Raw genomic sequence first — 12,160 nt, forward strand, 5'->3', positions numbered from 1 at the left:
CCATAGCCTTGTGGAATACGCCGGACAGAGGTTCTTTTCCCGGAATGGCCCGAACCGCGGCCGCTCGCCGTCGTCCGCTAGACCCGTAGGCGCCGCGCCCGGAGCCGGGACCATACTGCGGGCGCCACGACGACAGCCACGCCGACGGCGGCCCCGATCACGGTCTCCACGATGCGGTCCCGCAGTAGGAGCCCCGGGTCAACCCGGACTGCCAGCAACGTGGCGAGCAGGGCCAGCGGGGTCACGAAAAGCTGGGCCACGAAGTACTGCCGGGCAATAAACAACTCGGCCCCGAACTGGCAGGCCGCGATTACCAGGACCATGGCCCACGGCGCGGGGCTGAGCCACAGGATGGCAGCCAGTAACACCAGGCCGATCAGCGTTCCGGTGATTCTCTGGATGCCTCGACGGATGCGGTGGCGGGTGGAATGACCTACCAAGGGGACCACGGCCGCCACCATGGCCCAGTACGGGTGCCCGAAGCCGAGCGACTCACCGGCCATCGTCGCCAGCGTCCCGGCGAGGCCTGCGGCTACGAGGTAGCCGCCGCCTTCCAACCACGCTGCCCGCCGCTCGGGGGCCGTGTGGCGTATGGGTGGCGGTCGCTTCCAAGGCGTCCTATGGTTCTTGACCAACCGCGAGGACATGCCGATCAGCAGGCACAAGCCCGTAGTCAAGACGGCGACCAGCAGCGCTTCCCACAAAGGGGGCTGCGCTGTAATGGAGGCGATCGCGGCGAACGCGAAGATGTGGAAAAGGGAACCGGCGGGACGCAGCCGCCACAATGCGGCAACCACGGAACAGACGCCGGCCACGAAAGTGGTTGCGCCGGTCAGGAACCAGGAATATTCGACCGCGCCGATCCCCCACTGTTGCGCCGCGCGGGCGGTCAACGTTCCGAAGAGAATGACCAGCAGCATCAAGCCGCCGGCTCGAAGCTGGCTGCGGAAGCGCAGGCTGTGCGTTTCATTGCGGCCATAGATGCCCGTGAAAGCCCCGAAGGAAGCGAAAACGGCCAAATCGAGTCGCCCGATCAGGGTCAGCGTGATGAGCGGGACAAATACGCCTACTGCACAGCGGAGAGCCGGGTGATGGTCCTTGTTGCTGGGACCGATCCTGAACATCTCTGCCAGGGAGTTCAACGGATTGCCTGCCTCTGCTTGCTTCGGTTTGCGCGTCGCGCAAGGAAGAACTGCTAACTAATACTGCCCGACGGCGGCACTGGCATCCGATAAGAGCTTACGCCGGGAGGGCCCCGGCAGAGCGATTGGCCACCGTTGAATGGAAGACGCCGGGCCGCACTGCGCCGTCTGCACGGCTTCGATTGGTAGTGTCGTTCCCGTTGTTCCTAGCGGCCGGGATCACAAAACCGGCCACATCACACGTAATTTATTCATCGGAGGATTTTCCGTGCTCAAAGGTTTCAAAGACTTCGTTCTTCGCGGCAACATCATCGAGTTGTCCATCGCCGTGGTCATCGGCACCGCGTTCACGGCCCTGGTCACGGCGTTCACCAACAACATCATCAACCCTGTCATCGCCGCTGCCGGCGGCGTCAACGCCGAGGGCCTGGGCTTCTCCATTTGGCCGGACAATGCGAAGACCTTCGTCAACTTCGGCGCGGTCATCACCGCGTTCGTGACCTTCCTGATCACGGCAGCCGTGGTGTACTTCATCTTCGTTGCGCCCATGAACAAGCTCAACGAGCTGACCAAGCGCCGGGCCTCCATCGCAGAGCCCGAGGACGAGCCCCTGCCGGCCGACACCGCCCTGCTGGTTGAAATCCGCGACCTCCTGACCGAGCTCGCGGCCGCCAACAAGGAAGCCTCCCGGTAACTCCGAAAGCCCGGCGACACGGATAGTCCATGGCGCGGCTCATATTCGCGCGTCCCGGGGTTTTCTCCGCGTCCCGTAGCCATTTGCGCGTCGTCAGGCAGGGTCAGATCCGGGGCGCAATGCTGCCCCTCACGTCCAGGGCCTGCGCGGTCACGGACATGAAAATGCTGTCCGGGTCCTTGGCACTTGCAGCCTCGAACCCGGACGCGCTCATTTACTTGTCCACGAACCTTTACGGCGCCACCATCCCCGCGGGAATGGATGGCCTAACCTCACAGGGGTTGGATGTTCTCCGCCTGAGGGCCTTTCGGGCCTTGTACGACGTCGAACTGGACCCGCTGATTCTCGTCCAGTGATCTGTACCCACTCGAGGCGATCGCCGAGTAGTGGGCAAAGACGTCCGCCGAACCGTCATCGGGGGCTATGAAGCCGAAACCCTTTTCGGCGTTGAACCATTTGACAATACCTGTTGCCACAGCCGTGTCCTTCTCTGAATCTGACTGACCATCGGCTTCGACCCCGATGCCCCCGAACGCATACGTCCGCTTCCTCAAAGCTACGGTGCAGGGTTCAGCCGCGCAAGGATATTCGTTGACGCTTAGTTCCGCGCATACGGTGAACGACCTTGCGGACGCCTGCGACCAGCAGAAAGCCGATCAGAGCTCCGGTGGTGTTCGCCAACACGTCGTTAATGTCTGCCGTCCGGCCGGAGGCGGTCACATACTGGGTAATTTCGATGGCCATCGACGTTCCACACCCGAGGACGAGCACTCGAGTCCAGCGCATCCCCCAGATCCCAAGAAAAACGCCTCCAGGGAGGAACAACAGGACATTAAGGACAAAGTCCTTAAGGTCGAGCGGGTTTGTCAGATCGAGCGGAACCAGATTCAGCACCGAACCTCCGCCGGAAGGACTGGCAAGGGTGGCATAGAAAACCACGGATGCCCAAAACCATCCGAGAGCCAACGCAACGCGGCGACCCACCCGGGCCGGGCGCCGGAAATACATGGATGCTGCTCCGATGCCAACAGCTCCGATCAGGCCGATGGCAATAAGAGGGGACATAACAACCTCAATCCGGGAGAAGGGTATCAGTTGCGAGCCTAGCAGCCTTGGTTACAGAAGCCCGACCTCGGTCATCAGCTCGGTGACCTTCTCGCTATTGAGCTTGGCGGGGTCCACCGAAGGAGCCTGGAGATCCTTGAGGGGTACCAGCTTGGAGTTGGCCGGCACGTCTGAGCCCACGGTGTATTCAAAGGAATTGCCGGTTTGAAGGACCTGTTGACCCTCCTTGCCGGTGATGAACTTCAGGAACTGCTGGGCCTGGGCCTGCTTCTTGCTGGAGGCCAGGACGGCCCCGCCGGAGACGCTGACGAACGCGCCGGGGTCCTGGTTCTTGAAGTAGTGGAGATCGACGTTCTTGCTGTTCTCTCCGGTCTGGGCCTGGTCCACGAAGGAGTAGTAGTGGTACAGCACGCCGGCGTCAACCTCTCCCGAGTTGACCGCCGCGAGCACCGGAGTGTCGTCCTTGTAGGACTTGAAGTTGCTCTTCGCGGCTTCCAGCCACTTCTTGGTTGCGTCTTCTCCCTTAAGCTCAAGCATGGCGCTGACGATGGCCTGGAAATCCGCGCCGCCAGTGGACGCGCCGATGCGTCCCTTCCATGAGGGGTCCGCGAGGTCCATGAGGGACTTGGGCAGCTGCTCGGGCGTGAGCTTGTTCTTGTTGTAGGCAAGCACTGTCGATCGGGCCGCAATGCCCGTCCAGTCGCCGGTCGAGGGCCGGTACTGGGCCGGTACCTGATTGAGGGTTGCCTGATCGACGGGGGCGAGCAATCCTGCTCCCGCTATGCGGACCATGGCCGGGGAATTTTCCGTCAGGAAGACATCCGCGGGGGTGTTCTTGCCTTCCTCACTGAGTTGGTTGCTCATTTCAAGGTCGTCTCCATTGCGGAGCGTGACCTTGATTCCCGTTTCCTTGGTAAAGGCGTCCACCCACGCGCCGGTGAGGTTTTCGTGCTGCGCGTTGTATACGACGATGCTGTCGCCGCCGGCCGCGGAACTACCGCTCGCAGTCCCTGTGGATGCGCCACTACAGGCCGAAAGAGCCAGCAGCGTGGCCGTGGCTGCGGCGAAGGCCGTTGCGGTTTTGATGCCGAATCTCATGGAGGCCTTTCGAAGGTTCCGGCAGGAGCGGAACCCTTGAGTGTTGGGGTGGTGTTTGCTTGTTGAGTTGAAGCGTTCGTCCAGCTCCTGAACGGTTGAGCTAGGCAAGGCAAACCTAACTATAATAACAACATGCCATTGTTGCGTAATACTGGGCGCGCGGTAATTCAGTGTTACAAACGAACGGCCACCGGCCTCGTGGCTCAGCCCCCCCCTACCTTCACCGTCGGTTCCACCCGTAAAGAGTGCGCAAAATCTCTGCCCGTCGGTGTAAGGAATCCATCAAGATCGGAAGCGGCCGCCCCTAAGGGTGATGTGATGATAAGAGGGAAGGAACGGCCCTCCTATCATCGGGCCGACTCTCCATAGGAGCTGAATTCACCATGAAACGCATGATCCCCACCAACGGTGCCGCAGACGATCCGGAGCTCCCCGGCTCGCTTCGGAAAGACTTCGTCGTGGTCGATGATCTCGGTGATTTCACCTACTACCCTTCCGAGACGGCGATGCTCGAAGACATGGAGTCCGTAAACGAAGCGGCCAGTATTTTCGACCGCGCCGGCAACGACTTCCGCCTGACGTTGGAGGGAGGACGGACGCTTCGGCTTAGCCACTCGTTCGGTCGAGTGGAATTCACTTGGCTCCGTCAGACATGGATGAACGACCGGCGTCGGGACCCGGAGGCGCATCGTTTACTTCGCTTCTACCCCACAAACCTGGATGCCCTTCTGACTGGAATATTTGAAACCCTGACCCTCGAAATCGCGAGCGAGGCCACCGACTCCCCTTGGCTCCTGGACCTAGGGGGCAAAGAAGCGCACCCCGCGACGCTCAGGGAGGTCGATGGCCTCCTCGCTCGGCTGGATCATCTTGAACGAGTGACGGTGCGCGACCCCTTCGGACACAACTACCGGCCAACCCGTCACGCACCACACCCCTTCCGTACCCTCGGTGCCGGGACGATCTACTATGTGGAGACCGAACCGGGTCCCGGCGCTGTCCGCCGTCCCGCGGTTTCTGACAGTTTGCCGTGAGTTCCCGCGGGTTAGGGAACGACGGCGACAACGTCGATTTCGACGAGGAAGTCGCCGAGGTACGAACCCACCGTAGTCCGGGCCGGGTAGGGCTTCGACGAACTTTTCATAGCTGGCGTTGAATCCCGAAGCTCCTGAAGATCGGTGAAACATCTCCGCCATGGCCGCCCGCCTCCATGTCCACAACAACACCGTCCGTTACCGGATCTCACGCTTGGCCAAGGACTTCGACCTCGCCGAAACCCCAGCACCCTAGGGCAATCAGAGCGCCTTAACCGCACTCAATACCTTCGCCAGGGATTCCTTGGCGTCGCCAAATAACAGCGTGGTCTGCGGTTCGTACATGAGTTCGTTCTCGATCCCCGCGAATCCCGGCCGCATGGACCGCTTCAGGAAGACCACCTGGCGCGCGTCGGCAACTTCGAGGATGGGCATGCCGTAGATCGGCGAACCCGCAGTGGTCTTGGCCGCGGGATTGACGACGTCATTCGCGCCGACCACCAAGGCGACGTCGGCCGTGCGGAACTCCGAGTTGATCTCGCCCATTTCCTTGAGCGACTCGTAGGGAACGTTGGCTTCGGCAAGCAGGACGTTCATGTGGCCCGGCATCCGACCGGCCACCGGGTGGATCGCGAAATCCACCTCGATCCCCCGGGCCTCAAGCGTGAGCGCAAGCTCGGCGGCCGTGTGCTGCCCTTGGGCTACCGCGAGCCCATAGCCGGGAACGATGATCACCCGCTGCGCATAGCCGAGAAGCACGGCCACGTCCTCCGGGCTGGAGGATCGGACGAGACGCTCGCTCACCGCCGTCGAGCCCGCCGTCGAGCCTCCCTTGAACGCGCCGAAGAGGATACCCGCAACACTACGGCCCATGGCCGCGGCCATGGCCCGGGTGAGAATGGTGCCCGAGGCGCCCACCAGCGTGCCGGCCACCACCAAAAGCACATTGCCCAGCACCAATCCCGACGCCGCGACGGCCAGTCCGGTGAAGGCGTTCAACAGCGAAATCACGATCGGCACGTCCGCGCCGCCTACCGGCAACACGAGCAGCACGCCCGCCGCGAGCCCCAGCAGCAACAGCGCCAGTGCGAGCGCGAGGGAGCCAGTGAAAACGACGGCGACGGCGGTACCCACCGCTGCGAGCAGCACCGCTCCCATGAGCGTCGGCAGGCCGCGGAACACGACCGGTCGGGTGGTCATGAGCTCCTGCAGCTTGGAGAACGTGATGGCGGAACCCGCAAACGACACCGCCCCCACCAACAGGGTGAAAACAATGGCCACACGCACCCAGGAGTCCTCCGTGTGAGCGAGTTCCAGCAGCGCCACGAGCGCCGCTGCACCACCGCCCACCCCGTTGAAAAGCGCCACGAGTTGCGGCATCTGGGTCATTTTCACTTGCCGCGCGACCGGCGCGGCCACCCCCGAGCCGACTACCATCGCACCCAGGATCCAGGGCACGTTGTCCATTCTGACCGAGAAGAAAACCGTCGAGACGGCGAGCGCCGCACCGAAAGCGCCCACCAGGTTGCCTCGCCTGGCCGTGCGCGGTGAGTTCAGTCCCTTCAAGGCGAGGATGAAACACACGGCAGCCGCGAGGTAGAGGAGCGAGGTCGCCATGGGATTGATGGCGGTCACCGGAAGTCCTCCTTGACCCCGGGGGATTTGACCTCGGGGGATTTGAACTCGGGCGTCTTGGACACTGGTTCCTTGTCCGCCGGTAGATCCCGCTTCCGTCCGCGGAACATTTCCAGCATCCGGTCCGTCACCACGAAACCGCCCACCAAATTGGCGGTAGCGAGGACCACGGCGAGCAAGGCTACCGCGAGAACCCACGGGTCCGAGGCCTGCCCGGCGACGATGATGGCGCCCACCAGGATAATCCCGTGAATGGCGTTGGCTCCGGACATCAAGGGAGTGTGCAGCGTGCTCGAGACCTTGGAGACCACTTCGAAGCCCACGAACACCGCCAACACGGTGATCGTGAGCAGTGCGATGCCGTCCATCAGGAAACCCCCTCGTTCGCCGAGCTGACGGAACCTGCGGAGCCCACGGATTCGGCAGCCTCGGCTGATAGCGCCGCAAGTGCCGCAGCCGTCGGGCCATGCCGCACCTCGCCGTCGTGCGTCAGGCACGCACCTGCCACCACCTCATCGCCGAAGTCCGGCACCACCTGGCCCTCCGCGGCCATGAGGGCGATGAAGTTCGCGACATTCTTCGCGTAGAGCCGCGAAGCGTCCGCCGGCATCGCGGAGGCGACATCCTTCATTCCCACCAGGGTGACCATGCCCTGGCCGTCCGCCGTCGGGATCTCAAGATCCAAGCCAGGCACCGAGCCTTCCACATTGCCGCCGGACTCCGCGGCGAGGTCGACGACGACCGATCCGGGGCGCATGTGCTGCACCATCTCGCGGCTTACCAGAAGCGGCGCCCGCCGCCCGGGGACGGACGCGGTCGTGATGAGAACGTCCGCCTGGGCCACGTGCGGGGCGAGCAGCTCGCGCTGCAAGGCGCCACGGTCTGCGCTGAGCTCTCGGGCGTAGCCTCCCGAGGCCTCCGCCGTCTCGAGGTCGAGCTTGATGAACGTGCCGCCCATGGATGCGACCTCGTCCGCTGACGCCGGCCGGATGTCGTTGGCGGAGACGCGCGCGCCCAGCCGTTTGGCGGTGCCGATGGCCTGCAGGCCTGCCACGCCGGCACCCAGCACCAGCACGCGGGCCGGGGGGATGGTTCCGGCCGCGGTCATGTAAAGCGGGAAGAAACGCGGGAGGCGCATCGCGGCCTCGAGCACGCAGCGGTACCCGGCCACGAGCGCCTGGGAAGTGAGCGCGTCCATGGATTGTGCCCGCGAAATACGTGGTACCAACTCGAGGGCAAACGAGGTCACGCCTGCTTCGGCGAGCGCGCGGACGGTGGGAAGCTCCGACGACGGCGAGGCCAGGCCCACGGTGACGGTCCCCCGGCGCAACGCGGCCGCCGTCGTGGGCTCAAGGGGGCGGACATGCGCGTAAACGTTCAGGGCTGCGAGATCCAGCGCGGGGACGATGAGTGCGCCAGCCTGCCGGTAGTCCTCATCGCTGTGGCCCGCGGCCGTTCCTGCCCCGCATTCGACCAAGACCTCCAGCCCGAGTCCTGCCAACTGCTTGACGGTCTCCGGCGTCGCGGCCACCCGCCGTTCGCCGTCCAGGCGTTCCCGCGCTATGCCAAGTTTCACCCGCGCTCCCTTCCCGAAACCTCAATGCCTTTCCGAACATGAGTGCCCCGAGCGGTCGTTGGCTTGAGTCTAGGACGCGGAAGGCGCGGGCGGGAGTAGGTGCCGGGGCTGCCTGGCCATTTCCATCTTCGGACTGCTCTACTAAGCTCGCTGCCATGGCCACGTACAAGATCGGATATTTCGTCGGCAGCCTTTCAAGCCGCTCCATCAACCGGATCCTGTCCAAGGCGCTCATCAGCGTGGCACCCGAGGAACTCGAATTCACCGAGATTCCCCTCAAGGACCTGCCCCTGTACAGCCCGGACTACGACGCCGACTACCCTCCCGCCGGCCGGGCCCTCAAGGACGCGATCGCCGCGTCGGACGGCATCCTGTTCATCTCCCCCGAGTACAACCGCTCCATCCCCGGCGCCCTGAAGAATGCCATCGACTGGGGATCCCGGCCCTGGGGAACCAACTCCTTCGCACGCAAGCCCACGGGCATCATCGGCACCTCACCCGGCAGCATCGGCACGGCCGTCATGCAGGCCTCCATGCGCAGCGTGTTGAGCTTCCTCGACGCACCCCAGTTGAACTCCCCGGAGGCCTACATCAAATTCGACCCTGCGGCTTATGGGGAGGATGGATCTGTTACGGAGGAAGGCACCGCGCAAGTCCTACGGCACTACATGGAGGAATACAGCGCATTCGTCCAGCGGGTCCTGGCCGCCAACGCACCAGGGCACATCGGCGACGAGCACCCTGACGATGCCAAACTGACGCGGTAGGGGGCGTGGGTTCGCTGCGCAGAAAATGTCGTTGGGGACTTGAACTGGCAGGCAAGATCCTGGCACCTGGGCCGGGCGCCATCTAGACAAGGCTCATGTGCAAAAGCAACTCGAGTAAGCCGGATGCTCCGCCTTGATCCAATTCCATCGAGTTCGCCCGTCACTCGTATTTCCTGTGCGGCAGCTATCCCACTCCGTCTCGCTCCGAGCGCGGATAGAGACTAGTCCACACCTCAAAGCCCGAAGCGGAATCTATGAATTGCCGCTGAAGAACCCCATCTGCGGCAAGCCACAGACCGGATGCGTCGGGCATGGCAGCATCAACCAAACCCTTTCGATACACTTCCCCGCCGCACCAAATTTCGACGACCTCGCCCGCGAGGGACTGCCATTGATCCGTGCTGTGCATGCTGACAGAACCGGCGCTCTGGGACTTCATGGGTTTCCTTTTCGAGTTGTGCATATCCACATGTTTTTCGACCGCGACTCTCCGTGGTGACGCGGACTGCCGTGCATGAAAGTGTGTGTCCGCTGGGCTTGGCTAAAACGCAGTTCATATTCGGTTGCGAATCCCGGCCGTACTGTTATTTCAATTAGTATCGTGATAATAAATCAGGAATAGGCCTATGCTGTATCCGGCTTTTTAGCTGTTGGACCGGCCACCGAAGGAATCGCATGACCGAAGAATCTGGTCTCGTCTGGGGGATCAAGGAAAGTTTCATCACCTATCTGCTGAATCTGGGCGACAGCCAATACTTTGATGACGATGGCGCCGTCTTTGTTGAGCCCAACCTCTTTCGCTTCGGCCTCAAGGAGGTCGCGCGATGGGACCGCAAGACCGGCCACGGAGTCATCGAATTCCGAGGGACGATCGTATTGTCGGCGCACGGGGGCCTGCTCTACGTCCGGATCACCGACCCTTGGGTCGAGTTCGGTGAGCACGGGGTAGCGCTCTCCGTCCTTGAGACAGAATCGTCTAGACGGATTCCACTCGTCACTGCCGACACCTCGAGCTTTATAACGCGCGACGGCTGCCGGCAGTGGATTGGTCTGCCAACGCAGCTCTGTGAGGAGGGCGTAATGCTCTTCAACGGCCAGTACCCGTCGGGAACGTCGATGTCCCCCATCACCATCACATTGAACGAGGCAGATATCCCTTGAGCCCGCCGAGGATCAGCGCGTTACCGAGCCGGTGAGCGAGGCGAACCAGCGGAGCAGCATGGGTCTGGCCCCAACTAGGGCACCGATCGTCACCACGAGCGAGACCGCGAAGACCCAAAATCCCATCCAGCTGACTTCGTCGGTACCCGAGTACATGTGGTTCAGGTTTCGGAGTGCCCCCGTGGCGAAGACGAGGGTCACGTGAACGATGACGAAGATCACGAAATAGAACATCACTGGGAGGTGGATCGCTCGCGCGACCGTGATCGGGTACAGGGCATTTAGGCGGGCGGCGCCCTTTGGCCATACCGGAGACATCCGGATGCCGCTAAGGAAGGCCAGGGGCGCTGCGATGAAAACCGTGGCAAAGTAGGCCAGAACTTGCAGCGCGTTGTAATTGTTCCATCCGTTCTCGATCGGCCAGTCGAGCGAGAGGTATTGCAGGCCGGCCGACAGCGCGTTCGGCACGATGTCCCAACTTGTAGGCACGATCCGCATCCATTGGCCGGTAACGGCCAAGAGGATGACGAAGAGGCCTCCGTTGATGATCCACAGCAGATCGAGCGCAAGGTGGAACCACAGGGTAACGCTAATGCGAGACGGGGCCTGATTGGTTCTTCGGAAGCGCTCCGGGGTTCTACGCGACCAGTAAGCGATGGGCCGGGTTGTTGTGCGCACTTGCCAGCCGGAGCGGATGATCAAGACGAGAAAGAAGAAGTTGAGGAAATGTTGCCATGCAAGCCACGCGGGAAGACCGGCGGGTGCGCTCTCCGGCAGTTCGGAATGTCCCGGGTAGTCGGCGAGGAACAACTGCACGCTGGGAAGTGTGCGGAGATAAATCGCGCCCAGCACCAGTCCGGCGAGCAACAATAGCGCCGACGGGATGAGCCAGGCTAGAAGGTTTAACCGGGTGAGAGGGCGGTTGACTGCCGTGGCGACACGTTCGGTTCTGGTAGGCATTGTCTCTATCAGCTCCTCGTCTGCCCGAAAGTCGCGAGGCCGGTCACGACGACCGCCGCTGCAGTGCTTCGATCAGTTGAGGCACTACCACGTTCACGTCACCGACGACTCCAAAGTCGGCGATGTCGAAGACCGGCGCGTCGGCGTCGGTGTTGACGGCGACGATTGTCTTGGCAGTCTGCATGCCCGCTCGGTGTTGGATAGCCCCTGAGATCCCGAGCGCAATATAGAGTCGGGGAGCGACGGTGACTCCGGTCTGCCCGACCTGAAGGTTTTGTGTGACGTAGCCGGCGTCCACGGCCGCCCGTGAGGCACCAACGGCGGCACCTAGGGCGTCGGCAAGCTGTTCGACTATTGCGAAGTTCTCCTTCGATCCGATGCCTCGCCCCCCGGAGACGACGATTCCTGCGCTCCGAAGCTCGGGGCGCAGGGAATCCTCCTCTGTGAGCAGCAAGTCGTCGACCGCGGCGAAGCGGGCCGCATCCACTTCGAGTGGCACCACCGTGAGGGTGGGCTCCTGTGCCGCGGGCGGCATTTCGACTGCGGCCTGACGGAGCGTGATGACCACGAGGTCGCCGGGGCTGGCCGTAGTCGCCTCAACGCTGTAGACGCCGCCGAAAACCGAATGCTCCGTGACGAGCGTGCCGCCGGTCACGCGAACCTCGACTGCGTCAATGAGGAGGGCGGCGTTAGTGCGCACGGCTAACCGTGCGGCAATGTCGCGTCCGTCACGGCTATTGGGAAGCACCACGATTTCCGGCCGGTACACCTCAATGGCGGCGGAAAGCGCCTCGAGCCCTCCTCCGATCACGATGCCTTCGGCTGCCGCGGATTCGGCGACGTACACCTCGGCCGCGCCCAGTCGGCCTAGTTCGGTCTTTAGAGCAGCACCCTGCCCTGGAGCCGCAACCACCACGGCCACGGCTGTTCCGAGCGCCGCCGCCGAAGCCAGGAGCGCCGGCACCGTGTTTCCGAGTGTTCCTCCGGCGGAGGTCTCGGCGTAGGTCAATACCTTAGTCATGTCATCT

The 12,160-nt window shown here is 62.9% G+C and carries 14 protein-coding genes; 5 read left to right on the forward strand and 9 right to left on the reverse strand.

The genetic code is table 11. The annotated features are described in order from the left end of the window. Positions 1 to 77: 77 nt before the first annotated feature. The gene (locus A3M3_RS0119780; protein ID WP_197023337.1) at positions 78 to 1,142 is read right to left on the reverse strand and encodes an FUSC family protein; all 1,065 of its coding nucleotides are present in this window, start codon (positions 1,140 to 1,142) and stop codon (positions 78 to 80) included. Positions 1,143 to 1,410: 268 nt separating this feature from the next. On the opposite strand from A3M3_RS0119780, the gene mscL reads away from it, so the two are divergent. Beyond that, a complete protein-coding gene (gene mscL / locus A3M3_RS26060; RefSeq protein ID WP_035743405.1) occupies positions 1,411 to 1,836 on the forward strand; it encodes a large conductance mechanosensitive channel protein MscL in 426 nt (141 codons plus the stop codon). Positions 1,837 to 2,108: 272 nt separating this feature from the next. On the opposite strand, the gene A3M3_RS27685 is transcribed toward mscL, so the two are convergent. The 3 genes from A3M3_RS27685 to A3M3_RS0119800 form a co-directional block, all read right to left on the reverse strand. Continuing rightward, complete coding sequence (locus A3M3_RS27685) at positions 2,109 to 2,312, reverse strand: cold-shock protein (protein WP_035743560.1); 204 nt, start codon at positions 2,310 to 2,312, stop codon at positions 2,109 to 2,111. 94 nt (positions 2,313 to 2,406) lie between these two features. Beyond that, a complete protein-coding gene (locus A3M3_RS0119795; protein ID WP_035743407.1) occupies positions 2,407 to 2,901 on the reverse strand; it encodes a VanZ family protein in 495 nt (164 codons plus the stop codon). Positions 2,902 to 2,952: 51 nt separating this feature from the next. Beyond that, positions 2,953 to 3,999, reverse strand: a complete 1,047-nt coding sequence (locus A3M3_RS0119800) for an iron ABC transporter substrate-binding protein (protein ID WP_028267797.1) — start codon at positions 3,997 to 3,999, stop codon at positions 2,953 to 2,955. A gap of 383 nt (positions 4,000 to 4,382) precedes the next feature. On the opposite strand from A3M3_RS0119800, the gene A3M3_RS0119805 reads away from it, so the two are divergent. After that, the gene (locus A3M3_RS0119805) at positions 4,383 to 5,033 is read left to right on the forward strand and encodes a hypothetical protein (protein WP_035743409.1); all 651 of its coding nucleotides are present in this window, start codon (positions 4,383 to 4,385) and stop codon (positions 5,031 to 5,033) included. 151 nt (positions 5,034 to 5,184) lie between these two features. Further along, positions 5,185 to 5,289, forward strand: coding sequence for a helix-turn-helix domain-containing protein (locus tag A3M3_RS27695; protein WP_442853129.1), 105 nt, complete (start codon positions 5,185 to 5,187; stop codon positions 5,287 to 5,289). A 5-nt stretch (positions 5,290 to 5,294) separates the two neighbouring features. On the opposite strand, the gene A3M3_RS0119820 is transcribed toward A3M3_RS27695, so the two are convergent. The 3 genes from A3M3_RS0119820 to A3M3_RS0119830 are packed head-to-tail and all read right to left on the reverse strand — an operon-like array spanning position 5,295 to position 8,244. After that, a complete protein-coding gene (locus A3M3_RS0119820; protein ID WP_442853130.1) occupies positions 5,295 to 6,650 on the reverse strand; it encodes an NAD(P)(+) transhydrogenase (Re/Si-specific) subunit beta in 1,356 nt (451 codons plus the stop codon). 14 nt (positions 6,651 to 6,664) lie between these two features. After that, positions 6,665 to 7,036 (reverse strand): NAD(P) transhydrogenase subunit alpha, encoded by a 372-nt coding sequence (locus A3M3_RS26070; RefSeq protein WP_051423411.1) that lies wholly within the window; start codon positions 7,034 to 7,036, stop codon positions 6,665 to 6,667. Further along, positions 7,036 to 8,244, reverse strand: a complete 1,209-nt coding sequence (locus tag A3M3_RS0119830) for a Re/Si-specific NAD(P)(+) transhydrogenase subunit alpha (RefSeq protein WP_028267800.1) — start codon at positions 8,242 to 8,244, stop codon at positions 7,036 to 7,038. The genes A3M3_RS26070 and A3M3_RS0119830 overlap by 1 nt, the downstream gene beginning before the upstream one ends. A 155-nt stretch (positions 8,245 to 8,399) precedes the next feature. Between A3M3_RS0119830 and A3M3_RS0119835 the strand changes: the two genes are divergently transcribed. After that, complete coding sequence (locus tag A3M3_RS0119835) at positions 8,400 to 9,011, forward strand: NADPH-dependent FMN reductase (RefSeq protein WP_028267801.1); 612 nt, start codon at positions 8,400 to 8,402, stop codon at positions 9,009 to 9,011. Between the two features lie 675 nt (positions 9,012 to 9,686). Beyond that, the gene (locus A3M3_RS0119845) at positions 9,687 to 10,172 is read left to right on the forward strand and encodes an HtaA domain-containing protein (protein ID WP_028267802.1); all 486 of its coding nucleotides are present in this window, start codon (positions 9,687 to 9,689) and stop codon (positions 10,170 to 10,172) included. A 12-nt stretch (positions 10,173 to 10,184) separates the two neighbouring features. Here A3M3_RS0119845 and A3M3_RS0119850 read toward each other — a convergent pair whose 3' ends face one another. Next, the gene (locus tag A3M3_RS0119850) at positions 10,185 to 11,132 is read right to left on the reverse strand and encodes a cytochrome b/b6 domain-containing protein (RefSeq protein WP_028267803.1); all 948 of its coding nucleotides are present in this window, start codon (positions 11,130 to 11,132) and stop codon (positions 10,185 to 10,187) included. 43 nt (positions 11,133 to 11,175) lie between these two features. Continuing rightward, a complete protein-coding gene (locus tag A3M3_RS0119855; protein ID WP_028267804.1) occupies positions 11,176 to 12,153 on the reverse strand; it encodes an electron transfer flavoprotein subunit alpha/FixB family protein in 978 nt (325 codons plus the stop codon). Positions 12,154 to 12,160: the final 7 nt, after the last annotated feature.

It is taken from the genome of Arthrobacter sp. MA-N2 (assembly GCF_000517125.1).
Taxonomy (GTDB): domain Bacteria; phylum Actinomycetota; class Actinomycetes; order Actinomycetales; family Micrococcaceae; genus Arthrobacter; species Arthrobacter methylotrophus.

What these genes read in the sequence shown, in the direction of transcription:
- A3M3_RS0119795 (WP_035743407.1), bottom strand. Translation starts at nt 2,901, where the DNA reads ATGTCCCCTCTTATTGCCATCGGCCTGATCGGAGCTGTTGGCATCGGA.
- A3M3_RS0119800 (WP_028267797.1), bottom strand. Translation starts at nt 3,999, where the DNA reads ATGAGATTCGGCATCAAAACCGCAACGGCCTTCGCCGCAGCCACGGCC.
- A3M3_RS0119805 (WP_035743409.1), top strand. Translation starts at nt 4,383, where the DNA reads ATGAAACGCATGATCCCCACCAACGGTGCCGCAGACGATCCGGAGCTC.
- A3M3_RS0119820 (WP_442853130.1), bottom strand. Translation starts at nt 6,650, where the DNA reads ATGGCGACCTCGCTCCTCTACCTCGCGGCTGCCGTGTGTTTCATCCTC.
- A3M3_RS26070 (WP_051423411.1), bottom strand. Translation starts at nt 7,036, where the DNA reads ATGGACGGCATCGCACTGCTCACGATCACCGTGTTGGCGGTGTTCGTG.
- A3M3_RS0119835 (WP_028267801.1), top strand. Translation starts at nt 8,400, where the DNA reads ATGGCCACGTACAAGATCGGATATTTCGTCGGCAGCCTTTCAAGCCGC.
- A3M3_RS0119845 (WP_028267802.1), top strand. Translation starts at nt 9,687, where the DNA reads ATGACCGAAGAATCTGGTCTCGTCTGGGGGATCAAGGAAAGTTTCATC.
- A3M3_RS0119850 (WP_028267803.1), bottom strand. Translation starts at nt 11,132, where the DNA reads ATGCCTACCAGAACCGAACGTGTCGCCACGGCAGTCAACCGCCCTCTC.
- A3M3_RS0119855 (WP_028267804.1), bottom strand. Translation starts at nt 12,153, where the DNA reads ATGACTAAGGTATTGACCTACGCCGAGACCTCCGCCGGAGGAACACTC.